This is a genomic window from Ruegeria sp. Alg231-54 (assembly GCF_900143525.1).
Taxonomy (GTDB): domain Bacteria; phylum Pseudomonadota; class Alphaproteobacteria; order Rhodobacterales; family Rhodobacteraceae; genus Ruegeria.
Genome location: NZ_FREZ01000001.1, coordinates 478,105 through 501,742 on the forward strand (window position 1 = coordinate 478,105; position 23,638 = coordinate 501,742).

Genomic DNA, 23,638 nt, shown 5'->3' on the forward strand with positions numbered 1-23,638 from the left:
GTCTTGGACGATAAAGGTGGGGCAGTTACCGCCCTATTTCAACCTTACCGCCATCTCTCATGGTGAGAATGACCTGAGGTGTTCGGGACTGCAAGGCACCTGATGGACTATTCGGTGATTTTGATCACCAAAACGCCAAGCGCCTATCAAACAGGCTCAATATCGCCTTGCGCGCGCTGCGCATGGAACTCGACCTGCCACGCATCGAATGTTCCGGCAGCGATGGCGTCACGCATCCCCTGCATGATCTCTTGGAAATAGTGCAGATTATGCCAGGTCAGCAGCATACCCGAGATCATCTCGTTCGAGCGGAACACATGGTGCAGATAGGCGCGGGAGTAGTTTGAACAGGCGGGACACGTGCAGTGTTCATCCAACGGGCGCGGATCGTCTGAATGGCGGGCATTCTTGATGTTCACCACGCCGTAGCGCGTGAAAACCTGCCCTGTGCGCCCCGAACGGGACGGCAACACGCAATCCATCATGTCAATGCCGCGCGCAACGGCGCCGACAATATCATCCGGTTTTCCCACGCCCATCAAATAACGAGGTTTATCGACCGGAAGCATATCAGGCGCAAAGTCCAGCACGTCGAACATCGCTTCCTGGCCTTCACCCACGGCAAGACCACCGACAGCGTAACCTTCGAAATCGATCTCTTTCAGCGCCTCGGCCGATTCCTCGCGGAAATCCTGCTCAAGCCCGCCCTGCTGAATGCCGAATAAAGCGTGACCGGGACGATCCCCGAAAGCGTCACGCGACCGCTCGGCCCACCGCATCGACAGGCGCATCGACTCGGCAATGCGATCCCGGTCAGCGGGCAGCGCCGGGCACTCGTCGAAACACATGACGATGTCGGACCTCAACAGGCGCTGAATCTCCATCGACCGTTCAGGCGTCAATTCGTGGCGCGAGCCGTCGATATGAGATTTGAAGGTCACACCCTTTTCGGTCAGCTTGCGCAACCCGGCCAATGACATGACCTGGAACCCACCGGAATCCGTCAAGATCGGCCGTTCCCAATTCATGAACTTGTGCAACCCGCCCAGACGGTCGATCCGTTCGGCGGTCGGGCGCAGCATCAGGTGATATGTGTTGCCCAACAGGATGTCCGCCCCTGTGGCGCGTACGCTTTCCGGCATCATCGCTTTGACCGTTGCCGCGGTGCCAACCGGCATGAAAGCTGGCGTGCGCACTTCTCCGCGCGGAGTGTTGATTACTCCGGTACGGGCCTTGCCGTCTGTGGCCTTCAGGTCAAAAGAGAAACGGTCTGTCATGTGAATGCCTCAGGGTCGCTGAACCGGGCAGCAATTGCCCGATCTTTGCTGGTATTGCAAGCCGTCAGGGCAATGACGCAACGCGGTCAGTGAACAGGCTAACAACCCCTGCCCCATCCACATCCCGGCATACGCGCACTGTTGGTCTGTTGGCATCCGGTCGGGTTGCCCCGATTTGCGGACCATCTACCTCAACCTGAAGCCCGGTTTCGACTATCTCGAACATGGGTTCGTGGGTACAGGCAATCACAGCCGTCGAGTCGTGCAGGCCACACCCCTCCAATCCGCCGATATCCTTGTAGAACTTCAGGTAGAATTTCGAGATGTCGCGCAGGAACCCGCCTATGTCAGCGGAACGCGCCGCCAATGCATCAAAATCCGCAGTCTCGTACAGAGTTTTCAGCGTGACATCCAAGCCGACCAGAACGGTATCTGGCGGAGACGCGAACACTGCATCCGCGGCCTGCGCATCGTGATAGATGTTGGCCTCGGCATGCTCCGTGATGTTCCCGGGGCAAAACACGGCACCGCCCATGATCACCAGTCGCTTGATGTTGCCTGCAAACTCTGGGTCCAACCGCATGGCATCGGCGACATTGGTCAACGGACCAATGGCGCAGACGACCAGCTCACCCTTGTGTTCCCGCGCCTGCTCGACAAGGAATTCGGCCGCTGTCAGGGGGTGATTTTCCCCAATCTGCGGGATGTCAGTCAAATCACCGAATCCCTCGGGGCCGTGCACGTGCTCGGACGGGTCGTATGTGGTCGCACCAACTGGAAGCGGCGCCCCCTCAGCCACTGGCGCGTCCAATCCAAGTTTATGGAGCAAGAACCGCGCGTTCCGGCTGGATTGGTGCACATGCGTGTTGCCGAAAACCGTGGTCAGGCCGATCAGGTTTATTTCTGGTGCAGCGGCGGCATAGGCAATGGCCATCGCATCGTCGATGCCCGGGTCTGTATCAATTATCAGTTTCATCCCCGCCCGATAGCGCAATCAGAACCGGATGCAAAGCAGCCACATTCAAAATATTCCATGCCACATTGTGGTTTTCAGAGATTTGCATCTATCCCCATTCCCGCCATACCAGAGTTGAAAATGGGCGAGTCAATTCCCAAGTGTATACCATGGTACACAATAATACAGAGGACAGATATGACCGAAGAACAGATCATTGGGTTGCTAACATCGAACATCATTTACCTGCTTGCGGCAGTTCTGATTGTCGTCGTTATTTTCAAAGGCATCAAAATTGTGCCTCAGTCCGAAAAATACGTGGTTGAACGCTTTGGCCGCCTGCACTCGGTGCTTGGCCCCGGAATCAACTTTATCGTTCCTTTTCTTGATGTTGCGCGTCACAAGATATCCATTCTTGAACGCCAGCTACCGAATGCGACGCAGGACGCGATCACCAAGGACAACGTTCTGGTTCAGATCGATACCTCGGTGTTCTACCGCATTCTTGAACCGGAAAAGACCGTGTACCGTATCCGTGACGTCGACGGAGCGATTGCAACAACCGTTGCAGGTATCGTCCGTGCCGAAATCGGTAAAATGGATCTGGATGAGGTGCAGTCCAATCGCGCGCAACTGATTGAACGCATTCAGGAAAGCGTCGAAACTGCCGTTGACGACTGGGGGATCGAAGTCACCCGCGCCGAGATTCTAGACGTAAACCTGGATCAGGCCACACGCGATGCGATGTTGCAGCAGTTGAACGCCGAACGCGCCCGCCGCGCGCAGGTGACCGAGGCTGAAGGTCAGAAACGTTCGGTCGAATTGAATGCCGACGCGGAACTTTATGCGGCCGAGCAGACCGCAAAAGCCCGCCGTATTCAGGCCGAGGCCGAAGCTTATGCAACCGGCGTGGTCGCCAAGGCCATTCAGGACAATGGTATCGAGGCTGCCCAGTATCAGGTCGCGTTGAAGCAGGTCGAATCCCTGAACGCGCTGGGTAACGGCACCGGGTCGCAGACCATCGTGGTTCCCGCCAATGCGCTTGAGGCCTTTGGCGATGCCTTCAAGATGTTGAAAGGAGGAAAGTAATGGCTGATCCCTTCTGGCTGACATGGTGGCTCTGGCTGGCCGGAGCGCTAGCTCTGGGCATACTTGAGATCGTCTTGCCGGGGTTCATCTTTCTTGGCTTTGCGATTGGAGCGGCGGTCACAGGGCTTTTGCTTGTGATCCCCGGTTTTGCCCCGAGCCTGGCGGTCTTGCTTTTGATCTTTGCGGGTCTTTCGCTTGTGGCCTGGCTGATCCTGCGGCGCATGTTCGCCCTGCCCCATGGCCAGGTGAAAACCTTCCGCCACGATATCAACGATTGATCCAAATCGACGCAGCGTCCCGGGGGCCACACGGCACCACTGGACGCTGCCCCAGCCTTTCCCTATATAATTTCTCAGGTAACAGCCCCGAGGCACGAATGACCCATCCAAGTGAACAGTTCGAAGGTACGCCGCTGATCGCGCCTTCGACCATCGATCATCCACTCTACGATTCCGTGGTCGAGGCTTGCAGATCCGTCTTCGATCCCGAGATTCCGGTGAATATCTACGATCTGGGTCTGATCTATACGATCGATATTACCAAGGAAAATGCGGTGAAGGTCATCATGACACTGACCGCGCCCGGATGCCCGGTCGCCGGTGAAATGCCAGGCTGGATTGTCGAGGCCATCGAACCGGTCGCTGGCGTCAAAGAAGTTGACGTCGAACTGACATGGGAGCCCCCCTGGGGCATGGAGATGATGTCAGACGAAGCACGTCTTGAACTGGGATTCATGTAGAATTTCGCTTAGCTTTACCGAGTAAGGCATTGAAGGGTAACAAAAAGGGCTGTCCATGAACCGAGGCAGCCCTTTTTACATTATAGGACCCGAGCGGCCTATTCCACGCCGCAGGTCGATTTTATCTCGGCCGCGCGTTGATCCAGCTCTTTGACGTAATCGCCATTCAACATGCTGAGCCTTTTTTGCTCGGTTCCCGTGACCAGTCCCAGCAATGCACCGGCAGGAGTGATCGCAATGATACTTTCTGCCTGCTGGTCTTCTGCGTGCTTCTTTTCTGCTGCGATGGCCCGAAGATCCCCCTCGGCGGTAGCGCAATTTACCGGATGCCGTGCGCCATCCGTTGCTGCATGCCCCAAACCTGCGGTCAGAAAGACTGTGGCTACAGCTTGCATCGTTATGATTTTTCTGCGGAAATGCCTGATCTTCACCATCTTCATTCGCCCTTCGCTCAAATATCTTGTTACAACCGTCAGGCTAAGGCGAAGACCGTGAGGGACGCAAGTTTGCTGTGGCAATTGGTCGTTTGGCAGCGTCACTGCCGGTAAAACTTAGGTCAGCAGGTCTGCTATGTCTTGAGCCTGACGCCTCTCGGCCCTAGATTAGGGATAACGTAGCGCAACGGAGACCACCATGTTTGGCATTCCCGGCAAACAGGCCGTGACAATGACGACCAAAGCGGCCGAGCAGATCGCACGCCTGATGGCGTCCGGCGGTCATGCAGGGTTGCGCATTGGCGTCAAGAAAGGCGGCTGCGCTGGCATGGAATACACCATGGACTACGTGGATGAAGCCGATACCAACGACGAAGTGGTCGAACAGGACGGTGCCCGCATCATGATCGCGCCAATGGCGCAGATGTTCTTGTTCGGAACTGAAATCGACTATGAGGTCTCGCTTCTGGAAGCCGGGTTCAAGTTCCGCAACCCGAATGTTGTGGACGCTTGCGGTTGCGGCGAATCCATCAAATTTGACGAGACACTTTCCACACAAAACTAAGTCGCCTGCAGGTGCAGATAGGTTTCGTTGTAGCGCCGTGTAAGATGGTCACCTGCGCTGATCGTTTTGCCTGAGCTTGGCGGAGCAACGTTGGTGTCGTAGGACGGGTTAAAGAACAGTGGGACCGAAATGCGTTCCTGCGTCCCGCCTATGACGCGATGCTCGGTGGCTTTGACTTTTCCGGCGGTCCAGAATTCCAGCATCTCTCCAAAGTTGATGATGAATGTACCAGGCGCCGCAGAGACAGGTTGCCAGCGATCATCCGGCATGCGGACCTCAAGCCCTGAGACCCCGTCCGTGGCCAGCAATGTCAGACACCCATAGTCAGTGTGCGCCCCGATGCCAAAATCCAGATCACCTGCCCACACCGGGCGTTCTGGATAGTAGTTCCCGCGCAATAGAGCCATAGGCGTGTCAAAGGCGCGATCAAAACTGAGTGTATCCCGGCCCAAAGCGACCGCAATGGCCCGAAGAACGCGCATCGCCACATTGCAAGCGTCAATGTAGTAAGCTCTGATAATACCTTGAAATTCTACAGGATTATTCGGCCACAGGTTCGGAGCATACACACTGAGCCCTTTTCCGGCATAAGAATTTCCCGCAGGCAATTCGAAACCACAGTCGAACACTTCCTTGAAATCCGGATTGGCCTTGGGGTCGACCTGTTCTGATCGCGGCGCGCCCCACCCTCGGTTTGAACCCGTCATCGCCATATCAACGGTTTTTTTCTGGACGTCCGGCAAATGGAAGAAGTCGCGATACGCCTCGATCACGTTTCGGACTTGATCGGGGTTCAACCCGGTGTTCGATACCGTTAAAAACCCAACTTCACCAATGGCATGCTGCAGCATTGCCATCTCTGAAGCCTCGCGTTCATCCAGTTTTCTCAGATCCAGATCGTCGATCATGCCGCCCTCCACAATAACGCGGAACCTGCCGTTGTGGTCGGACCTTTGCAACCGGAATTGTCAGGCTCGGCTGGTGGTGCTATCCGATGAGCAAACAACGACTTATTTGGGGGTACGCGTTATGCGGCGCAAGCTGGCAGCTGGAAACTGGAAAATGAACGGAACTGCGGCTGATTTGCCCGAGCTTCAGTCGCTGGCTACATCGTATCCTGATGCATCGGTGGACGTCCTGATCTGCCCGCCAACGACCCTGCTGCATCGCGCGGCTGAGACGGTGAAAGACACTGGAATTACCGTCGGCGGTCAGGATTGCCATGCAGCCGAATCCGGCGCACATACTGGCGATGTCAGTGCTCAGATGCTGGTTGATGCCGGGGCAAGCGCCGTCATTCTTGGGCATTCAGAACGGCGCGAAGATCATGGCGAGCAGAATGAGGATGTCCGCGCCAAAGCTCGTTCTGCGATGGACGCAGGCCTGAAAACCATCATTTGCGTCGGCGAAAGCCTGGAACAGCGCGAGGCCGCGAACACGCTGGACATCATCGGCGGTCAGATGTCCGGCTCGATCCCAGATCAGTCGACCGGTGAGAACCTGGTTGTCGCCTATGAACCGATCTGGGCCATCGGCACCGGCAAAGTCCCCACACTGGACGAGATCGGAGAAGTGCACGACTTTATCCGCGCCCGGCTTGAGCGTCGATTTGGCGAAGGCGTCGGCCGTTCGGTCCGGTTGCTTTATGGCGGTTCGGTCAAACCGGGCAACGCAGCCGAAATCTTTGCAGTCTCCAACGTAGACGGGGCACTGGTGGGCGGCGCAAGCCTGAAAGCCGAAGACTTTTCTGGCATTATCGACGCCCTGCAAAAGGCCTGAGGTCAAGCCAATTTCATCGTCACCAGCCCGGCCACAATCAGGGCCGCCGCGATCAGGCGGGGCGCGGTCAGCGCCTCGCCCAGAAACATCACGCCGACCATAAAGGCCCCGACAGCACCGATGCCGGTCCAGATCGTATAGGCCGTGCCCAAAGGCAGATCGCGCATCGCAAGGGCAAGCAATCCGAACGATCCGATCATCGACACGCCCATCAGGGCCGTAGGCCATAGGCGCGTGAAACCGGCAGATTGCTTCATGGCGACGGCCCAGACAATTTCCAGCAGGCCAGCGAATAGCAATAGTATCCAGGGCATTTGGACACCTCATATCTCTTCGGGTCGTCCCGAATGATCAGCCAAATCGGCGAGGTCGTCCTCGGTTGAAAGATATACCCACTGAACCGGGGTTCAAGAGGTCGGACACTTAATCGAGCACCTAGGGACACCCGGGCGGGCAAAAGATCGTCGCCCGATTGACCAGATGAAACTCCAACTTCGGCAATTCAACCGGTGACACGAAACTGATGGGTTCGCGTTTAGGGTGGTATCGAATGGGTTACCGATTATCTGGATCGATTCCGCACACAAAAAATGGCCGGGTCTGACGACAGACCCGGCCTTCTGTTCTTTCAAAGAAACCGCTAGTTCGTAATGATCTCAGGCCCCATGAACGTGTTGGGCAGAAAGGTCGAAATCCACGGTATGTAAGTCACCATGATCAGGAAGACGAAAAGCACGGCCAGGAACGGCAGCGCCGCCTTCACAACGCTCATCATCGGCATACCGGCCACACCCGAAGTCACGAACAGGTTCAGTCCGACCGGAGGCGTAATCATCCCAATCTCCATATTCACCACCATGATGATGCCCAGATGGATTGGGTCGATGCCCAACTCGATGGCGATCGGGAACACCAGAGGTGCCACGATGACCAACAGTCCCGAGGGTTCCATGAACTGACCCCCAATCAGCAGGATCACGTTGACCACAATCAGGAAGGTAACCGGCCCCAGACCCGCCGATAGCATTGCACTAGCGATGTGCTGAGGCACCTGTTCATCGGTCAGCACGTGCTTGAGGATCAGCGCGTTGGCGATGACGAACAGCAACGTCACCGTCAACTTACCGGCCTCAAACAGCGTGTGCTTGGTATCGGGGTGAAAGAACGCCGTGACCAAAGCATAGGGCTTTTTTAAAAGCGGAATGTTCTGCCCATCCCCATTGGTGCTAAGCGGACCCATGTCCTTGTAGACAAAGCTGGCAATAAAGAAGGCATAGACGGCAGCGACAGCAGCGGCTTCGGTCGGTGTGAAGATACCGCCATAAATACCACCCAGAATGATGACGATCAGGAACAGACCCCAACCGGCTTCGCGGGCCGAGATAAAGATCTCGCCCCAACCTTTCCATTCACCCTTGGGCAGGTTCTTGACTTTGGCCATCACATAGATCGTGACCATCAGCATCAAGCCCGCCATCAGGCCCGGAATGACGCCCGCAAGGAACATCCGCCCGACCGAGACCTCAACAGCAGCGGCATAGACCACCATCACGATGGACGGCGGGATCAGAATTCCCAGGGTACCCGCGTTACAGATCACACCCGCAGCGAATTCCTTGGAATAGCCAACCTGCCGCATACCGGCGATGACGATAGAACCGATGGCTACAACCGTCGCCGGAGACGACCCCGACAGCGCGGCAAACAGCATACAGGCAAAGACACCCGCAATCGCCAGGCCGCCCGGCAAGTGCCCGACACAAGCGATGGAAAAGCGGATGATCCGCCGCGCCACTCCACCGGTCGTCATGAAGGACGACGCAAGAATGAAGAACGGAATCGCCAACAGTGTAAAGTGGCCTTCAAAGGCTTCGAACAGGGTTCCCGCGACCGAAGCCAACGAACTGTCGGAATAAATCAGCAGAAACAGGGTCGAGCTGAGACCCAGGGCCACCGCAATCGGCACACCGATCAGCAACAGGCCGATGACCATAGAGAATAGAAGTACGACGTCCATTAGTCATGCTCTCCTTGCTGAGCCCGGACTTCTTCGATCTCGTCCTCGACTTCGTGGCTGGCAACAAGACGGTCGGTCTCACCACGCCAGATTTGTACTGCGACCTGAGCAAAGCGGATCACTAGAAGCAGCATCGACACCGGCAACACCAGATACGGCACCACCTTGGGCAATTTTTCATACCCCTCGCCGTAGTTGATCAGATCCTCGAGGAAGCGCAGCGGCGCGACCATCGGTATATCGTCCACTTCATAGAAACTCTGGCTGCGTGCGTCGAAATTGAACCCGGTCGGGAACCAGCGGCCCGATGTTGGCGGCAGGTCCGCAAACACAGCCCAGTAGTCATACGACCCTTTCAGAAGCAGAAGCGAGAACACTAGACAGCACGCCACTGATATCAGCGCCAGAATGCGGCGTGGCGCCGGGGCCAGCATGTTCAGGATTGCATCAACACCCAGATGCGCGTGTTTCTTGACCGCATAAGAGGCCCCCAGCAACACCAGCCAGCCAAAGGTGAAAACCGTCAGCTCAAGCGCCCATAGGATATTGGAGTTAAACACAAAACGCGCGATCACGTTGGCGAAGGTTACGACCGTCATCACGCCCAACAGAGCGGCAATCATGGTCTCTTCGATATGGTCGACCAGCCCGCCTTGGCCGGGTTTCGAACCAGACATTTTTCTGTCCCCACATTATTGGTGATGAGAGTTAGGTGTGGCGGGCCAAATTACGGCCCGCCCAGCCTGCGTGTCCGCCACTCCCCAGTCTTTGGACACGCGGCCTCAACCGGGATCAGAACCCGGCGTTGATGGCCTGAGCGGCGTCGATCTTATCCTGACCTACGTCGTCGGAAAACTGGTCCCAAACGGGCTTCATCGCATCGACCCAGGCCTGGCGCTGTTCGGGGTTCAGTTCGCGGATGATGCCGCCGGCATCAGTGATCGAGGCCTTGGCTGCTTCGTTCACCGAGAAGGCTTCCTTGTTCCGTGTCTCAGTCACTTCGCTTAGAATGGTCAGGAACTGATCGCGCACCTCGGGATCAAGGCTGTCCAACCAATCAACCGATGTCACGACCAGATAGTCGATGATGCCATGGTTGGTCTCGGTGATGCCGTCCTGCACTTCGAAGAACTTCTTGCCATAGATGTTCGACCAGGTGTTTTCTTGGCCATCCACAACGCCTTGTTGCAGCGCGCCGTAAACTTCCGAGAACGCCATCTTCTGCGGGCTGCCGCCAATGGCTTCCATTTGGGCAACCAGAACGTCCGAGGATTGAACACGGAATTTCAGGCCCTCGGCATCCGACGGAGCCTCAAGCGGTTTATTAGCCGACATCTGCTTCATGCCATTGTGCCAGAACGCCAGCCCTTGCAGGCCGCGGCGCTGCATGCTGTCTTTCATCGCCTGACCATCAGCCGAAGCTTGGAATGCATCAACTGCGTCGATGTTCTTGAACATGAACGGCAGGTCGAACAGACGGAACTGTTTGGTAAACTTCTCGAACTTCGACAACGACGGCGCGGCCAGCTGGACGTCGCCTTGAAGCATTGCTTCAAGCACCTTGTCATCATTATAGAGCGTCGAGTTCGGATAGACCTCAACGCACATCACGCCATTCATCTCGTCATTGACGCGCTGCTCCAGCAGCGATGCCGCGATGCCCTTGGGGTGTTTGTCCGTGTTCGTCACATGCGCGAACTTGACGACAATCTCGCCGTCATCACACGCGGCCATACCGGCGGTTGCTGTAACACTCAACGCCAGCGCGGTCGCGGCAGTTGTCAGGAATTTCATCTGTCTTTTCCTCCCAGACTTCCATGAAACCTTTAGTCAACGCCAGATCGGCGTCTCATGAGGCGCAGTGAAGCGAATCAAGGGGCGCCGCTCAACTTTTTGTTCGAAATTCGGAAGGTTCAAATATTTTTGTTTCACTTCATAGTTTTAGAAGGCACTTCCCCGCCATTAAAAGGCAGTGACACTACCCGCTGTGCGAAAATCCGCACATTTATTCCCCCGGCTGTGCGGATTTCCGCACGCACTTCGAATCAGATCGAACGACTCACCCCCTGATTCTCTGGTGACTACCCGCAGCCTGCGAATGCAGGCTGCCCGGCCCAACGGCTTTAAATGCATGATAATGCGGCCAAAGGCGGCGGGTGCCCCCGTTAGCGCCGATAGTCTTCTGGGCGAATCTGATAGCGCGCCAGTTTGTCGTAAAAAGTCTTGCGCGGCAGTTTCAACGCACTTGCCGCATCCGAGGCTTTGCCATTGTGCCGACCCAGTGCCGCAATCAACAACGACCGCTCTACGCGTGCCATTTGCTCGTTCAGGCCCAGATCAGCGGCACGTGCAACCTCTTCCGGCATCCCCAACACGAACCGCATCGCCGCCGACATCAGTGATCTGGCGTTACCCGGCCAGTCGCTGGCCATCAATGACGCAAGTTGCTCCGAGGTGATCTCGGGCTCGGCAATGCCCGCCTGTTCTGACGCTTGCGCGACGTAATGGCGAAAGATCACTGGTATATCTTCCGGCCGTTCCGCCAGCGACGGGATGCGTACACGCATGACATCCAGGCGATAAAACAGGTCGGCATTGAATTGGCCCTGCTCTGACAGCGCCGCCAGATCTGCGGTCGTTCCCGCGACGATCCGTGAACCGGTGCCCTGCTCTATCATTTCAAGCGCGGCGTATTGCGTGGCGTCTGGCATGGCCGAAACCTCATCCAGGAACAACGACCCACCGGCCGCATCTTCGCACACGCGCACCAACCCCTCGGGCGTCAGCCCTGAGGCCGGGCGTTTGACGAACGGCCCCTGCCCGACCGGCGACATCAGATGAACGACTTCGGCCACTTTCGATATCCCGCTGCCCGGTGGCCCGGTTACCAGAACTTCTGCCCCGGTGGGGGCGACGGATCGGACCCGTTCACGCAGGGCCTCGGCCTGTGCGGACAGGCCGAACAAAAGCCGCGCTGCGGGGTCGCCGCGCTCAAGCTCTGATTTGAGGGCACGCTGTTCGATCACCTGCGCGCGCGCGTCAAAGGCTCGTTCCAACACGGGCAGCAGGTCCGCCGCCGCACATGGCTTTTCCAGAAAATCAAAAGCTCCCTGTCCCATGGCCTGCACCGCCATCGGGATGTCGCCCTCACCGGTCAACAGAACAACGGGCAAATCTGGATCTACCTCACGCGCGTAGTTCAGCAGATGAAAACCATCCCGGCCCGGCATACGGATGTCCGAAACGATCACACCCAGAAAGTCGGCGCGAATATGGTCTTTAGCTACCACAAAGGATCCCGCCGTAACCGGATCATAATCTGCCAGCTCAAGCGTTTGAGCCAAAGCTTCGCGGACGGCGGCGTCATCATCAACCAGTAGAATTTTCCGCGTCATGCCACCTCGTGCTCCGTGAATGGCTCAAGCTCCACCGTGAATAGCGCCCCGGTGTCCAGATTTGCACCCCGGATATTACCCCCAAAGCTTTGCACCAGACCATATGAGATCGAAAGCCCAAGCCCCATCCCCTCAGAGGATCCGACAGCCTTGGTGGTATAGAACGGTTCGAAGAGTTTTTCCGAGTTTTCGATGCCCGGGCCGATATCGCGGACAGTCACGGCCAGCTTGTCGCCGCGGTCGATCGCAATGCGAATGAGGCGGTCGTCTTGCCCACTCATCGCGTCGGCGGCATTGTTAATCAGGTTGACGAACACCTGAACCAACCGCACTTCGCCGCCCCATGCGTAAACCGGGTTATTGGGCGGGGCCCAATCCATACGGACATCCTCAGTTCGCAATCGCGCCTCTGTTAACTCTACCGCCGTGTCGATCACCTGAACCAGATTAACCTTGCCCATCGGTTCACTTTCATTGCGCGAAAAGGCGCGTAGGTTCTTGATGATACGCGCCATGCGCGCCGCCATAGCAGAGATACGCGTCAGGTTCTCCGACGCTTTCTCATCCCGGCCGCGGGATAGAAAAGCCGCGCCATTGTCGGCGAATTGCTGGATCGCCATCAGCGGTTGGTTCAGTTCGTGACTAATACCGGCCGACATCTGACCCAACGCGCTGAGTTTACCGGCCTGGATCAGCTCTTCCTGAGCGTGTTTCAGAGCCGCTTCTGCGTCTTCACGTTCACGCACTTCATGGCGCAGTGCGGTGTTTGCAGCTGTCAACGCATGCGTCCGTTGCGCGACCCGGATTTCCAGAATCGTGTTGGCCTCGGCCAAGGTGCGCCTGCGTTCGGTCGCCAGATACAACAGCGCGCCGAAGGCCAGACAGATTGCAGCAACGGTCGCCGCCTGCAACCCCGCCAAACGCTGCGCGGGGGCCACATCGACCAGAACCTCAGCCGTCATGTCGATCACCGGCAAGTCCAGCATCAGGTGTAAAGCGCGGCTAGGCAGATACCGCCCCCAATTCAGTTGCCAGACCTCGTGCGGACCGACTAGAACCGAGGCAAAATCGACCACCCCGCCGTCTGGGGGTGTCAGGCCCAACTGTCCTTCGTCCCGGTGCCAAAACAACAAATCCGATCGGTTTGAGATAAACACGACACCGTCCCCGTCGGTGAAGAACACCGCCTCGGTACTGCCGCGCCAGGTCTGTTCCACATCCTGCACATCGGCCACAACGATTAATACACCCTCGACCTGACCAGCATCGCTAAAGGCCGGGGCGGCGTAGGAATAGGTGCGGTCTCCGCTACTTTCCACAACCCCATGCGCGCTGCCCATTGCGCCCTGCAATGCGCGCCGAAACGCGGGGTGGTCCGCCATGTTTGGCCACACAACCGGCTGCGCCGAGGCCAGCACCTGCCCGCTTCGGTCAAGATACATCATGTTGACGGCCGAGGTTTTGTCGGCGACGTCCAGCAATATCGCGCGCGCTGCCCGTTGTTGCACCGGTGTCTCTAGGGCGCGCAGGACCGGATGCGTGGCCATCAGCACTGCCAGTTCCTGATAGACCTGCATCTGAGTGCTGAGCCGGTCGGCAGCCAGTTCAAGGTCAGCTTCGGCCTTTTCGCTGAGCTGCGACAGCGCTTGACGGTAGCCATAGGACCAGACCCCTGCGGTCAACAGGCCGACAGCAAACAAAAATCCCAGAATGACCCAAACGCGTTGCATGATATAGGGTCTTGCATTCGCCGCGCCGCATGGCAAGTCTGCGCCGCATGAAGACGGTATTTCAATCTCCGGTCGATCCGGAATTCGTGCAGAACCCCTACCCGTTCTATGATCAGGCCCGCGCGTGCGGTGATCTGGTCTATTGGGAAGACTATGGGAAAATTGCGGCTGTATCACACCGGGCGGTCTCGGCGCTTTTGAAAGACCGCCGCTTTGGTCGGGAAGTACCCGAAGAAATGCGAACCCCAGGTCCGGCGCATCTTGCCCCTTGGCTGGCGGTCGAGGCGCATTCGTTGCTGGAAGCCGAACCGCCAAGACACACACGTTTGCGCGCATTGGTGATGCGGGCATTCACGTCGCGTGCCATATCGGCGCTGGAACCTTCGTTTCACGACCTAACCCATTCTTTGATTGACGCATTTCCCGACCAACCGTTCGATTTGCTCTCTACCTTTTGCACCCAAGTTCCGGTCATCACGATCTGCCGCCTTCTGGGCGTGCCCGAGGATATGTCACCCAGCCTACTCCGCTGGTCACATGATATGGTGGCGATGTATCAAGCCAGCCGTACGCCCGAGACCGAGACCGCCGCCGCAGCCTCATCTCAAGCATTCACCGACTTTCTGATCGACTACATCGAGCAACGCCGCAGCGATCCGCAGGACGATCTGATCACACGGTTGATCGTGGCCGAAGAGGATGGCGAAAAGCTCTCACGCGAAGAGCTGGTCGCCACCTGCATCCTGCTTTTGAATGCCGGGCATGAAGCGACCGTGCATTCACTTGGAAACGGCGTGAAGACCGTTTTGCAAAATGGCATCGGACCGCAATATTTTGCGCCGGACACCATCGACCGCACGGTAGAAGAGATATTACGCTATGACCCGCCGCTGCACATGTTCACCCGCTATGCTTACGAGGACATCGACGCATTTGGCCACAGTTTCAAACGTGGTGATGAGGTCGCATTACTGCTGGGCGCTGCGAACCGGGATCCAGCAATCTGGAGCGACCCGGGCAGGTTTGATCCCACCCGCGCCATCGTCACGAACACCAGTTTTGGTGGCGGCCTGCACTTTTGCGTTGGTGCCCCGCTGGCACGGATGGAAATTCGCCTCGCACTGTCCACGCTGTTCGACAGATATCCGAACCTGCGCCTGAGCGCCGAGCCCGAGTATTCGAACACTTACCATTTCCACGGGCTGACCAAATTGATGGTGCAAATCTAGCTTTCGATCAGCGCTTTCAGAGGCAACATGGTGGTGGACTTGATCTCTTCCATCGACAGCAAGGCGGTCACGTTGTGAACGCGCACTTCTGAAATCAGCGCCTGATAAAATTCGTCATAGGCACGCGCGTTCTTGACCCGCACCTTCAGGATATAGTCAATGTCCCCGGCCAGCCGATGCGCTTCTTGCACTTCGGGCCTGTCCCGCAGGGCTTTCAGGAACTTGTGCTGCCAGTCAGCCTCATGTTCCGACGTTCGGATCAGAACAAAAAACGTAGCTTCAAATCCCAGCGCTTCGGCGTCCAGCAAAACGGTCTGTTGACCGATCACTCCGGCCCCTTTCAGTTTGCGTATCCGATTCCAGACCGGGGTCTTGGAACTGCCGACACGAGCGGCTATTTCGTCCAGCGATTGACTGGCGTCCCGCTGCAGCTCGACCAAAATTTTCCGATCCGTATCGTCAATCCGCACCGACATTCCAGAATTCCCTTCGATTCGAAACCAATGTCCCGTTTAGCCGCTGGCGTGGAACATTTGTCCTTATTTTCTCGCCCATATGGCGTATTGGCGGGAATATTTCCTATATTGCAAGACAAGTCAAACCACACTCGGGACACGAAATGCAGCTTACGCAATCATATGATGGCACAGGACATGTCGACTTTGTCGGCGCGGGTCCGGGCGATCCGGAATTGCTGACGCTCAAGGCGCTGAAAGCCTTCGAGCGCGCGGACGTTGTTCTGCATGACCGCCTGATCAGTGATGAGGTCCTGGCATTGGCCGGCAAGACCGCCCAACTGGTCGATGTCGGCAAGGCCGGTTTCGGCCCATCGTGGAAACAGGAAGACATTGACGCCCTGCTGGTTGAACACGCCCTAAAAGGTCAGCGCGTCGTGCGCCTGAAATCCGGCGATCCGACCGTATTTGGCCGTCTGGATGAAGAAATCGAGGCAGTTGAGGCTGCTGGTATCGCGTGGCGGATCGTACCGGGCATCACAGCTGCATCGGCAGCGGTTGCCGGAATTGGTCAAAGCCTGACACGGCGTGGGCGCAATTCTTCGGTCCGTTTTCTGACTGGCCACGACATGAAGGGGTTTGCGGATCACGACTGGAACGCGTTGGCGCGCACCGGTTCGGTGGCTGCGATTTACATGGGCAAAAAGTCCGCTCGTTTCATTCAGGGCCGCCTGATCATGCACGGTGCTGATCGCCAAACACCGGTGACGCTGATCGAAAACGCCACGCGCCCCGATCAGCGTATTCTGGAAACAACGCTGGACCAGTTGCCCACCGATTTGAACGCCGCCGATATGGATGGCCCCACCTTGACCTTTTATGGCCTCGCCCCGCGCGAAGCGACCGCGGCCCTGACCGAATTTAAGAAGGAGCACGCCTGATGGCTCGCGCTTTTACCCCCAAAGTGGTGACCGCCAACGACCTGTTGGAAGGTGACGTCATCTATTTGACCGAAGACGATCGGTGGTCGCGCGAGCTGACCGAGGCCGAGTTGATCACCGACGAAGCCCACGCGCAGGTGCGTCTTCTGGATGCCTCGCGTCAAGCCAACAAGATCGTTGGGGCATATCTGGCCGACGCTATTGCCGGCGAAGATGGCCCCGAGCCCACCCATTTCCGGGAAGACTTCCGCCGCACTGGTCCGTCCAACTATGCCCACGGCAAACAGGAAACTTCCCCGCAGCCCCGGGCCTGACCTCTGGCCCGTCTCTCTCCCCTACTCAAGGCCCCAAGGTTCGGGGCTGCAACTAAGGACAGCTAATCATGTATCGCTACTCCGAGTTCGACACAGCATTTTTGGCAGAACGTAATGCGCAGTTCCGCGCGCAGGTTGAGCGCCGCATTGACGGCTCGCTCACCGAAGACGAGTTCAAACCGCTGCGCCTGATGAACGGCCTGTACCTGCAGTTGCACGCCTACATGCTGCGCGTCGCGATTCCGTACGGCACACTGAACAGCGCGCAGATGCGTCAACTGGCCCTGCTGGCTGAAGAGTGGGACAAAGGTTACGGCCATTTCACCACCCGTCAGAACATCCAATACAACTGGCCGAAACTGAACGATGTACCGGATATGCTGGACGCGCTGGCCGAGGTTGGCATGCACGCCATTCAGACCTCGGGCAATACCATCCGCAACGTGACCGCCGACCATTTCGCCGGTGCTGCCGCAGATGAGGTTGCCGATCCGCGTCCCTACGCCGAGCTGCTGCGCCAGTGGTCGACCGACCACCCGGAATTCCAGTTCATGCCGCGAAAGTTCAAGATCGCAATCACTGGTTCCGAGAACGACCGCGCCGTGATCAAGGCGCATGACATCGGCCTGCAACTGGTTGAACGTGACGGCGTTTTGGGCGCACGTGTCATCGTGGGTGGCGGTTTGGGCCGTACACCGATGATTGGCAAGGAACTGTCCGACTTCGTCGCCTTTGACGACCTGCTGGCGTATCTGGAAGCCACCGTTTCCGTGTGGAACCAGATCGGACGCCGCGACAACAAGTACAAAGCGCGCATCAAGATCACCGTGCATGAGCATGGTATCGACGCGATCCGCGCCAAGGTGAACGAGCGCTTCCTGAAGGTTCGCCCGCAGTTCAAAGGCGCGGATATGAACCTGTTGGAAGAGATCAAGGACCACTTTGCCCCGCCAACTTTTCGTGAAGCCTCGGTTGCGTCGTTTGAAAGCGCCTACACCAACGACCCGGTCTTCCGGTCGTGGGTCGACACCAACATCGCGCCGCACAAGAACGCGGATCACGCGATCGTCACCATCTCGATCAAGAAGCACGGCCAGACGCCGGGCGATGCAACTGCAGAGCAAATGCGCGTAATGGCCGATCTGGCCGAAGAGTTCGCCTATGACGAGCTGCGGATCAGCCATGAGCAGAACGTAATCCTGCCGCATGTCCACAAGTCGGACCTGCCTGCGATCCATGCGAAGCTGAAAGAGTACGAACTGGCAACCGCCAATATCGGCCTGATCAGCGATATCATCGCCTGCCCCGGCATGGATTACTGCGCGCTGGCGACAGCCCGTTCGATCCCGGTTGCACAGGAAATCGCGACCCGTTTCGATGATCTGAAGCTTGAGCATGATATCGGTCACCTGAAGATCAAGATCTCGGGCTGCATCAACGCATGTGGTCACCACCACGTGGGTCACATCGGCATCCTGGGTCTGGATCGCGCAGGCGTCGAGAACTACCAGATCACTCTGGGTGGTGACGCGACTGAAACTGCGGCCGTTGGTGACCGTACCGGTCCGGGCTTTGCCTATGATGAGATCGTGCCTGCCGTCGAACGCATCGTCGAAACCTATCTGGAACAGCGTGACAGCGCCGAAGAGACATTCCTTGAAACCTATCGCCGCGTAGGCATGGCACCGTTCAAGGCAGCCCTTTACCCCGAGGCGCGAGCGAATGCCGCTTGACCTGATCCAGACGGAACTGGGGGCCGACCGCGCTGAGCTGACCGAAAAGGTCGAAGCGCTGAACACCCAGTTCCGCCACCACAGTGCCCATGACGTCATGCATGGCGCGTTGGAGGCCATCGAAGAGCTTGCTTTGGTCTCCAGCTTTGGCGCGGAGTCGGTGGTGTTGTTGCACATGGCAGCCGTGGTCGACAAAGCAACACCGGTCCTGTTTGTGGACACGCAGATGCTGTTCACCGAAACGCTGGAATATCAGCAGGACGTTTCAGATCGGCTTGGCCTGAAGAACGTCCACATCATCTGCGCAGATGATGAGGATGTTCAGCGCGAAGACCCATACGGCGCCTTGCGCCTGAGCGACACGGATGCCTGCTGCAACCTGCGCAAGACCTTCCCGCTGCAGCGTGCTTTGGCGGGCTATGACGGCTGGATCTCGGGTCGGAAGCGGTTCCAGTCTGGCACACGCGCCGCGCTTGACTTCTTTGAGGTCGAGGACGGCACCGGCCGGATCAAGGTGAACCCACTGGCCCACTGGGCGCCCGAAGACGTGCGCGCTTATATGGATGAAAACAACCTGCCCCGGCATCCGCTGGTGGCCAAAGGTTACCCCTCGATCGGTTGTGCGCCCTGCACCTCGCCGGTCACAGAAGGCGAAGACCCCCGCGCTGGACGCTGGCGCGATCAGAACAAAGAAGAATGCGGCATCCATTTTGTCGACGGCAAGATGGTGCGCGCTGGAGAGAAAACATGAACGTAATCGTAACGGATGAGGGGTTCGCCCCCGACGACTGGACAGATGGCTTTGTTACGCTTGAAGACGCTGCCAATGATGTGGTTGCGCTGGACGTGGCCTCGGACACTGATCCCGATGAACTGGTTGACCGCCTGGGCAGCGCCCGCATGGTCCGCGTGGACTTCCCGTCGTCGGCGGATGGCCGCGGCTTTACCATCGCGCGCGTGCTCCGCCTAAAGGGTTTCACGGGCCGCCTGCGGGCCAAAGGCCACGTTCTGGCCGACCAGTACGCCATGGCGCGCCGCAGCGGGTTCGATGAAGTCGAAATCGACGACGCACTGGCCAATCGCCAGCCCGAAGATCAGTGGCTGGCCCGCGCCAACTGGAAAGATCATAGCTATCAGGCCCGCCTGCGCGGCTAACCCCGCCAATCGCCAGCTTGTGACTGTAAAGGGGCATTTAGCCCCTTTTCCTGACTTGGATCAAAGATTAAACGGAGATGTCGGTTTACCCAGCCGATAGTGAAACGATGACAGAGATGAAACCCGTGACCGAAGTAACCGCCGTCAAGGCCCCCGTCCTTCCGGACGCACAGACCGTAACAGATGTCAAACATTGGACCGACAGCCTGTTTTCCTTCAAGGTGTCGCGTCCCGCCTCGCTGCGGTTCCGTTCGGGCGAGTTCGTGATGATCGGCCTGCTGGGCGACAACGGCAAGCCGCTGTTGCGCGCGTATTCCATCGCGTCGCCATCCTGGGACGAAGAGCTGGAGTTCTATTCGATCAAGGTGCAGGACGGCCCACTGACATCGAAACTGCAGCACATCATACCGGGTGATCAAATCATCCTGCGGCCGAAACCTGTTGGCACGCTGGTGCATGACGCGCTGTTGCCCGGCAAACGCCTGTGGTTCTTTGCCACCGGCACCGGTTTTGCGCCCTTCGCCTCGTTGCTGCGCGAGCCGCAGACCTATGAGGATTATGACGAGGTCATCATCACCCATACCTGCCGCGAAGTGGGTGAATTGGAATATGGCCGTCAGCTAATCGAAAGCATCCGCCAGGACGAGATGCTGGCCGAGCTGATGGGCGAAGGCTTTGCCGACAAAATCCGCTATTATCCAACCACCACGCGGGAAGAGAGCCCCAAGATGGGCCGCATCACCGAATTGCTGAAAGACGGCACGGTTTTTGCTGATCTGGGCATCGAAGGCGGCATCAAACCGGAAACCGACCGCGCGATGGTCTGCGGGTCTTTGGCCTTCAACCTGGACATCAAAAAGATTCTGGAAGAGTTCGACCTGCGCGAAGGTGCCAATTCCGAACCCAAGGAATTTGTCATCGAAAAAGCCTTTGTTGGTTAACCCGATGCACCGGATCCGGGGTATTTAGCCCCGGACTGGCGAAAAACCTCTGACAAACCCCGATTTTTCGGGCTGGCCTGCACTTATGCCGCTTGAATCGGCGTGCAGGCCAGTCTAAATTCCGGCCTTGAATTTCTGCAATCATCAAAGGAATGAACCCATAGCCCGCAGACCTCACAACGCGCCGCCGCAAAGAGACACCGGCCCCCGCGTCAATGATAAGATCCGTGCCCCCGAAATCCGTCTGATTGGCGCTGAAGGTGAAAATGTCGGGGTGGTTCATCCCGCCAAAGCCATGCAGATGGCAGTTGATGCCGGTCTTGATCTGGTCGAAATTTCGCCCAACGCAAACCCGCCGGTCTGCAAAATCATGGACTTCGGTAAGTTCAAATACGAGACGCAGAAACGCGAAGCCGAAGCCCGCAAAAAACAGAAGATCATTGAGATCAAAGAGGTCAAATTCCGACCCAACACTGACACTCATGACTACGACGTGAAAATGCGGAACGTGTTCAAGTTTCTTGAAAACGGGGACAAGGTCAAAGTGACCCTGCGTTTCCGCGGCCGTGAAATGGCGCACCAAAATCTGGGTCGTGAGCTTTTGGAACGTGTTGCGGCCGACACCAAAGAGATCGGCAAGGTTGAAAACATGCCGAAGATGGAAGGCCGTCAGATGATCATGCTGATCGGTCCGCTGCCACAGAAATAAACCCCTGTGCATTTCGAATTCGAAACCCTGTCAGATCAGCTCTGACAGGGTTTTTTTGTTGGTTCTTTGGTACAGGCCATGCGCCGCTTCAGCCGGGGATCGAGGTCGAGATCGCCCGGTTAAGTTTGCCCACAAGCTCGTCTATCTGCGCTTCTTCTATGATGAACGGCGGGGCCAGCAAGACATGATCCCCAAGACGCCCATCCCGCGTACCGGACATGGGATAGCAGATCAGTCCCTCGGCCAAAGAGGCTTTCTTGATTTTGCCCGCAACGCCATGAGCCGGATCAAACGGCGTTTTTGTTTCGCGGTCAGCCACCAGCTCCAACCCTCGAAACAACCCCCTGCCGCGGATATCCCCGACATTTGGATGCTGCCCGAATTCGGCTTCCAATGCCGCTTGCAGCTTTTCGCCCATGACGCCGGCGCGCGCGGGCAACGCGCGCGTGGTCAGTTCGGTGACAACAGCCAGGGCCGCTGCCGTCGCAACCGGGTGACCGATATAGGTGTGTCCGTGCTGAAAAAACCCGGACCCGTCGCGGATTGCATCATAGATTTTGCCGGTGCACATCATCGCACCAATCGGTTGGTATCCAGCACCCAACCCTTTGGCGATGCACAGAATGTCCGGTGAAATTCCATCGTAATCGCAGGCAAACAAATGTCCGGTCCGCCCCATGCCGCACATCACCTCATCAAGGATCAACAGAACGCCATATTGGTTACAGATCTGGCGAATACGCTGAAAGTACCCCTCAACGGCAGGAACCGCACCCAGCGTTGCCCCCACAACGGGTTCTGCCATGAAAGCCATAACCGATTCAGGACCCAAGCGCAGGATCTCGACCTCCAACTCATTCGCGACGCGCTGGCCGTAGTCAAAACTACTCTCGGCATCCGGCTTTTCAGCGTATTCGAAGCAGGGCGCGATATGTGTCATCTCGATCAACATCGGTGCAAATTGCGCGCGTCGCCATTCGTTACCTCCAGCCGACAACGCGCCCAAAGTGTTCCCGTGATAGCTCTGCCGTCGCGCAATCACCCGACGACGCTCAGGCTGACCGATTTCAAGGAAATACTGCCGGGCGAGTTTCATCGCCGCCTCGGTCGCCTCGGACCCGCCTGAGACGAAATACACACGGTCCAAATCACCAGGCGCGTGCTCCACCAACAGATCAGCCAGCGCCTCGGCAGGTTCGGATGTCATGAAACCGGTATGTGCAAAAGCGATCTGTTCGACCTGCCGCTGCACGGCTTCGATAACCGCCGGGTTCGAATGCCCGAGGCACGACACCGCAGCGTCACCACAATCAAGATAGCGTTGCCCCTGATCGTCGATCAGGTAACACCCGTCGCCACCAACGGCGACTGGCAAGTTCGATTTGGTATGACGTGGAAAAACGTGACTCATGGCTGAGGTCCTTTCAAAGCCGCGACCAGCGCCGACACCGACGCTGCGTTGTTCGCCCAGATACTTCCGTCCTGGTCGGTCAAACTGTTTTCAAATCCAACCCGCACATCCCCTCCACGATCCGCAGCCGTCTTAAGGCAAGCATGTTCCTGCTTTCCAAATGCACAAACCATCCAACTGGAGTGGGTTTGCGGAAAGTGATCAAGGTCTTCTGGTGCGGATTCCTGCCCCGAGGTGTAACGCCCCAGAACCAACAGCCGCTCAGTTTGCCCATCGCGGACGATACCGCGGGCTTGCCAGTCAGCCAGCAGAGTTGCGTCTTCATCGTTATAGAGTATATGCTGAACACGCGTTCCCTGCTCGGCACACAGGCCGTAAACCTTATCCGCGAGGTCCGGCGCGCGCGCGATTTCCCGGACCGAGATCGAAGCCCATTTTGGCTTAACGTGCTGCAAACAGTGCAATTGGGCCTGGACATCAAAGACACCCGCCGCCTCGGTCGTGATCTGAACATCCATCTCTGGCACGGCACGGCGCAACTCGGACATCGTCTCAAGGTAACGCGCGGCATCCAGAGAATGCTGTCCCTGATCATCACGCACATGCAGGTGAATCCCATCTGCACCGGCCAGAAGGCAGCATTGTGCAGTCGATACGATTTCCTGCACCGACACCGGAAGCTGGGCGTGATCCGCATGCCCCCTGCGGGCGCCGTTCGGCGCCACCAGAACATAGGGCGTATGCGATTGCGGCAGTGTTTTGAACATAAG

General features: G+C 57.5%; 26 protein-coding genes. 13 read left to right on the forward strand and 13 right to left on the reverse strand.

What is annotated here, in order from left to right; all coding sequences use genetic code 11:
• Positions 1-146 precede the first annotated feature (146 nt).
• Positions 147-1,277, reverse strand: coding sequence for a tRNA guanosine(34) transglycosylase Tgt (tgt, locus tag DHN12_RS02440; RefSeq protein WP_108858727.1), 1,131 nt, complete (start codon positions 1,275-1,277; stop codon positions 147-149).
• Between the two features lie 64 nt (positions 1,278-1,341).
• Positions 1,342-2,253, reverse strand: coding sequence for a nucleoside hydrolase (locus DHN12_RS02445; protein WP_108858728.1), 912 nt, complete (start codon positions 2,251-2,253; stop codon positions 1,342-1,344).
• 177 nt (positions 2,254-2,430) lie between these two features.
• Between DHN12_RS02445 and DHN12_RS02450 the strand changes: the two genes are divergently transcribed.
• From DHN12_RS02450 to DHN12_RS02460, 3 genes are all read left to right on the forward strand, one after another.
• Positions 2,431-3,321: an SPFH domain-containing protein gene (locus tag DHN12_RS02450; protein ID WP_058277825.1), complete on the forward strand. Its 891-nt coding sequence runs from the start codon at positions 2,431-2,433 to the stop codon at positions 3,319-3,321.
• Positions 3,321-3,599, forward strand: a complete 279-nt coding sequence (locus tag DHN12_RS02455) for an NfeD family protein (protein WP_108858729.1) — start codon at positions 3,321-3,323, stop codon at positions 3,597-3,599. Before DHN12_RS02450 ends, DHN12_RS02455 begins: the two co-directional genes overlap by 1 nt.
• 98 nt (positions 3,600-3,697) lie before the next feature.
• Complete coding sequence (locus DHN12_RS02460; RefSeq protein WP_058271500.1) at positions 3,698-4,060, forward strand: SUF system Fe-S cluster assembly protein; 363 nt, start codon at positions 3,698-3,700, stop codon at positions 4,058-4,060.
• 98 nt (positions 4,061-4,158) lie between these two features.
• Here the strand turns inward: DHN12_RS02460 and DHN12_RS02465 are convergent, their stop codons facing one another.
• Positions 4,159-4,455 (reverse strand): hypothetical protein, encoded by a 297-nt coding sequence (locus tag DHN12_RS02465; protein WP_234416530.1) that lies wholly within the window; start codon positions 4,453-4,455, stop codon positions 4,159-4,161.
• Positions 4,456-4,693: 238 nt separating this feature from the next.
• Here DHN12_RS02465 and DHN12_RS02470 point away from each other — a divergent pair, with 238 nt between their 5' ends.
• Positions 4,694-5,059, forward strand: a complete 366-nt coding sequence (locus DHN12_RS02470; protein ID WP_058277823.1) for an iron-sulfur cluster assembly accessory protein — start codon at positions 4,694-4,696, stop codon at positions 5,057-5,059.
• Here the strand turns inward: DHN12_RS02470 and DHN12_RS02475 are convergent.
• Positions 5,056-5,967: an isopenicillin N synthase family oxygenase gene (locus DHN12_RS02475; RefSeq protein WP_108858731.1), complete on the reverse strand. Its 912-nt coding sequence runs from the start codon at positions 5,965-5,967 to the stop codon at positions 5,056-5,058. The genes DHN12_RS02470 and DHN12_RS02475 overlap by 4 nt on opposite strands.
• Positions 5,968-6,088: 121 nt before the next feature.
• Here DHN12_RS02475 and tpiA point away from each other — a divergent pair, with 121 nt between their 5' ends.
• Complete coding sequence (gene tpiA / locus DHN12_RS02480; RefSeq protein WP_108858732.1) at positions 6,089-6,838, forward strand: triose-phosphate isomerase; 750 nt, start codon at positions 6,089-6,091, stop codon at positions 6,836-6,838.
• Positions 6,839-6,840: 2 nt separating this feature from the next.
• On the opposite strand, the gene DHN12_RS02485 is transcribed toward tpiA, so the two are convergent.
• From DHN12_RS02485 to DHN12_RS02510, 6 genes are all read right to left on the reverse strand, one after another.
• Positions 6,841-7,152 (reverse strand): multidrug efflux SMR transporter, encoded by a 312-nt coding sequence (locus DHN12_RS02485; protein WP_058271495.1) that lies wholly within the window; start codon positions 7,150-7,152, stop codon positions 6,841-6,843.
• 326 nt (positions 7,153-7,478) lie between these two features.
• Positions 7,479-8,855, reverse strand: coding sequence for a TRAP transporter large permease (locus DHN12_RS02490; protein WP_058271494.1), 1,377 nt, complete (start codon positions 8,853-8,855; stop codon positions 7,479-7,481).
• On the reverse strand, positions 8,855-9,532 hold the full coding sequence (locus tag DHN12_RS02495) for a TRAP transporter small permease (protein WP_058271493.1): 678 nt from the start codon (positions 9,530-9,532) through the stop codon (positions 8,855-8,857). Before DHN12_RS02495 ends, DHN12_RS02490 begins: the two co-directional genes overlap by 1 nt.
• Before the next feature lie 115 nt (positions 9,533-9,647).
• Positions 9,648-10,649, reverse strand: a complete 1,002-nt coding sequence (locus DHN12_RS02500; protein ID WP_058271492.1) for a DctP family TRAP transporter solute-binding subunit — start codon at positions 10,647-10,649, stop codon at positions 9,648-9,650.
• A 371-nt stretch (positions 10,650-11,020) separates the two neighbouring features.
• A complete protein-coding gene (locus DHN12_RS02505) occupies positions 11,021-12,250 on the reverse strand; it encodes a sigma-54 dependent transcriptional regulator (protein ID WP_108858733.1) in 1,230 nt (409 codons plus the stop codon).
• Complete coding sequence (locus DHN12_RS02510; protein ID WP_108858734.1) at positions 12,247-13,980, reverse strand: ATP-binding protein; 1,734 nt, start codon at positions 13,978-13,980, stop codon at positions 12,247-12,249. Before DHN12_RS02510 ends, DHN12_RS02505 begins: the two co-directional genes overlap by 4 nt.
• A 47-nt stretch (positions 13,981-14,027) precedes the next feature.
• Here DHN12_RS02510 and DHN12_RS02515 point away from each other — a divergent pair, with 47 nt between their 5' ends.
• A complete protein-coding gene (locus DHN12_RS02515; RefSeq protein ID WP_108858735.1) occupies positions 14,028-15,209 on the forward strand; it encodes a cytochrome P450 in 1,182 nt (393 codons plus the stop codon).
• On the opposite strand, the gene DHN12_RS02520 is transcribed toward DHN12_RS02515, so the two are convergent.
• A complete protein-coding gene (locus DHN12_RS02520) occupies positions 15,206-15,685 on the reverse strand; it encodes an Lrp/AsnC family transcriptional regulator (protein ID WP_058271489.1) in 480 nt (159 codons plus the stop codon). The genes DHN12_RS02515 and DHN12_RS02520 overlap by 4 nt on opposite strands.
• Before the next feature lie 143 nt (positions 15,686-15,828).
• On the opposite strand from DHN12_RS02520, the gene cobA reads away from it, so the two are divergent.
• The 7 genes from cobA to infC all read left to right on the forward strand — a co-directional run bounded on the left by cobA (position 15,829) and on the right by infC (position 21,457).
• Positions 15,829-16,605, forward strand: a complete 777-nt coding sequence (gene cobA / locus DHN12_RS02525; protein ID WP_108858736.1) for a uroporphyrinogen-III C-methyltransferase — start codon at positions 15,829-15,831, stop codon at positions 16,603-16,605.
• Entirely contained in the window at positions 16,605-16,919 is a 315-nt protein-coding gene (locus tag DHN12_RS02530; RefSeq protein ID WP_108858737.1) for a DUF2849 domain-containing protein, read from the forward strand. The genes cobA and DHN12_RS02530 overlap by 1 nt, the downstream gene beginning before the upstream one ends.
• A 68-nt stretch (positions 16,920-16,987) precedes the next feature.
• Positions 16,988-18,652, forward strand: coding sequence for a nitrite/sulfite reductase (locus DHN12_RS02535; RefSeq protein ID WP_108858738.1), 1,665 nt, complete (start codon positions 16,988-16,990; stop codon positions 18,650-18,652).
• The gene (locus DHN12_RS02540) at positions 18,642-19,403 is read left to right on the forward strand and encodes a phosphoadenylyl-sulfate reductase (RefSeq protein WP_108858739.1); all 762 of its coding nucleotides are present in this window, start codon (positions 18,642-18,644) and stop codon (positions 19,401-19,403) included. The genes DHN12_RS02535 and DHN12_RS02540 overlap by 11 nt, the downstream gene beginning before the upstream one ends.
• Positions 19,400-19,807 carry a DUF934 domain-containing protein gene (locus tag DHN12_RS02545; RefSeq protein ID WP_108858740.1) on the forward strand — a complete coding sequence of 136 codons (408 nt, stop codon included), beginning with the start codon at positions 19,400-19,402 and terminating at the stop codon, positions 19,805-19,807. The genes DHN12_RS02540 and DHN12_RS02545 overlap by 4 nt, the downstream gene beginning before the upstream one ends.
• Before the next feature lie 107 nt (positions 19,808-19,914).
• The gene (locus tag DHN12_RS02550; RefSeq protein WP_108859084.1) at positions 19,915-20,748 is read left to right on the forward strand and encodes a ferredoxin--NADP reductase; all 834 of its coding nucleotides are present in this window, start codon (positions 19,915-19,917) and stop codon (positions 20,746-20,748) included.
• Between the two features lie 160 nt (positions 20,749-20,908).
• A complete protein-coding gene (gene infC, locus DHN12_RS02555; RefSeq protein ID WP_058278178.1) occupies positions 20,909-21,457 on the forward strand; it encodes a translation initiation factor IF-3 in 549 nt (182 codons plus the stop codon).
• An 88-nt stretch (positions 21,458-21,545) separates the two neighbouring features.
• On the opposite strand, the gene DHN12_RS02560 is transcribed toward infC, so the two are convergent.
• Together DHN12_RS02560 and DHN12_RS02565 are read right to left on the reverse strand one after the other, a co-directional pair.
• On the reverse strand, positions 21,546-22,868 hold the full coding sequence (locus tag DHN12_RS02560) for an aspartate aminotransferase family protein (protein WP_108858741.1): 1,323 nt from the start codon (positions 22,866-22,868) through the stop codon (positions 21,546-21,548).
• Positions 22,865-23,635: a 3-keto-5-aminohexanoate cleavage protein gene (locus DHN12_RS02565; RefSeq protein ID WP_108858742.1), complete on the reverse strand. Its 771-nt coding sequence runs from the start codon at positions 23,633-23,635 to the stop codon at positions 22,865-22,867. Before DHN12_RS02565 ends, DHN12_RS02560 begins: the two co-directional genes overlap by 4 nt.
• Positions 23,636-23,638: the final 3 nt, after the last annotated feature.

What these genes read in the sequence shown, in the direction of transcription:
- tgt (WP_108858727.1), bottom strand. Translation starts at nt 1,277, where the DNA reads ATGACAGACCGTTTCTCTTTTGACCTGAAGGCCACAGACGGCAAGGCC.
- DHN12_RS02445 (WP_108858728.1), bottom strand. Translation starts at nt 2,253, where the DNA reads ATGAAACTGATAATTGATACAGACCCGGGCATCGACGATGCGATGGCC.
- DHN12_RS02450 (WP_058277825.1), top strand. Translation starts at nt 2,431, where the DNA reads ATGACCGAAGAACAGATCATTGGGTTGCTAACATCGAACATCATTTAC.
- DHN12_RS02455 (WP_108858729.1), top strand. Translation starts at nt 3,321, where the DNA reads ATGGCTGATCCCTTCTGGCTGACATGGTGGCTCTGGCTGGCCGGAGCG.
- DHN12_RS02460 (WP_058271500.1), top strand. Translation starts at nt 3,698, where the DNA reads ATGACCCATCCAAGTGAACAGTTCGAAGGTACGCCGCTGATCGCGCCT.
- DHN12_RS02465 (WP_234416530.1), bottom strand. Translation starts at nt 4,455, where the DNA reads ATGCAAGCTGTAGCCACAGTCTTTCTGACCGCAGGTTTGGGGCATGCA.
- DHN12_RS02470 (WP_058277823.1), top strand. Translation starts at nt 4,694, where the DNA reads ATGTTTGGCATTCCCGGCAAACAGGCCGTGACAATGACGACCAAAGCG.
- DHN12_RS02475 (WP_108858731.1), bottom strand. Translation starts at nt 5,967, where the DNA reads ATGATCGACGATCTGGATCTGAGAAAACTGGATGAACGCGAGGCTTCA.
- tpiA (WP_108858732.1), top strand. Translation starts at nt 6,089, where the DNA reads ATGCGGCGCAAGCTGGCAGCTGGAAACTGGAAAATGAACGGAACTGCG.
- DHN12_RS02485 (WP_058271495.1), bottom strand. Translation starts at nt 7,152, where the DNA reads ATGCCCTGGATACTATTGCTATTCGCTGGCCTGCTGGAAATTGTCTGG.
- DHN12_RS02490 (WP_058271494.1), bottom strand. Translation starts at nt 8,855, where the DNA reads ATGGACGTCGTACTTCTATTCTCTATGGTCATCGGCCTGTTGCTGATC.
- DHN12_RS02495 (WP_058271493.1), bottom strand. Translation starts at nt 9,532, where the DNA reads ATGTCTGGTTCGAAACCCGGCCAAGGCGGGCTGGTCGACCATATCGAA.
- DHN12_RS02500 (WP_058271492.1), bottom strand. Translation starts at nt 10,649, where the DNA reads ATGAAATTCCTGACAACTGCCGCGACCGCGCTGGCGTTGAGTGTTACA.
- DHN12_RS02505 (WP_108858733.1), bottom strand. Translation starts at nt 12,250, where the DNA reads ATGACGCGGAAAATTCTACTGGTTGATGATGACGCCGCCGTCCGCGAA.
- DHN12_RS02510 (WP_108858734.1), bottom strand. Translation starts at nt 13,980, where the DNA reads ATGCAACGCGTTTGGGTCATTCTGGGATTTTTGTTTGCTGTCGGCCTG.
- DHN12_RS02515 (WP_108858735.1), top strand. Translation starts at nt 14,028, where the DNA reads ATGAAGACGGTATTTCAATCTCCGGTCGATCCGGAATTCGTGCAGAAC.
- DHN12_RS02520 (WP_058271489.1), bottom strand. Translation starts at nt 15,685, where the DNA reads ATGTCGGTGCGGATTGACGATACGGATCGGAAAATTTTGGTCGAGCTG.
- cobA (WP_108858736.1), top strand. Translation starts at nt 15,829, where the DNA reads ATGCAGCTTACGCAATCATATGATGGCACAGGACATGTCGACTTTGTC.
- DHN12_RS02530 (WP_108858737.1), top strand. Translation starts at nt 16,605, where the DNA reads ATGGCTCGCGCTTTTACCCCCAAAGTGGTGACCGCCAACGACCTGTTG.
- DHN12_RS02535 (WP_108858738.1), top strand. Translation starts at nt 16,988, where the DNA reads ATGTATCGCTACTCCGAGTTCGACACAGCATTTTTGGCAGAACGTAAT.
- DHN12_RS02540 (WP_108858739.1), top strand. Translation starts at nt 18,642, where the DNA reads ATGCCGCTTGACCTGATCCAGACGGAACTGGGGGCCGACCGCGCTGAG.
- DHN12_RS02545 (WP_108858740.1), top strand. Translation starts at nt 19,400, where the DNA reads ATGAACGTAATCGTAACGGATGAGGGGTTCGCCCCCGACGACTGGACA.
- DHN12_RS02550 (WP_108859084.1), top strand. Translation starts at nt 19,915, where the DNA reads ATGACAGAGATGAAACCCGTGACCGAAGTAACCGCCGTCAAGGCCCCC.
- DHN12_RS02560 (WP_108858741.1), bottom strand. Translation starts at nt 22,868, where the DNA reads ATGAGTCACGTTTTTCCACGTCATACCAAATCGAACTTGCCAGTCGCC.
- DHN12_RS02565 (WP_108858742.1), bottom strand. Translation starts at nt 23,635, where the DNA reads ATGTTCAAAACACTGCCGCAATCGCATACGCCCTATGTTCTGGTGGCG.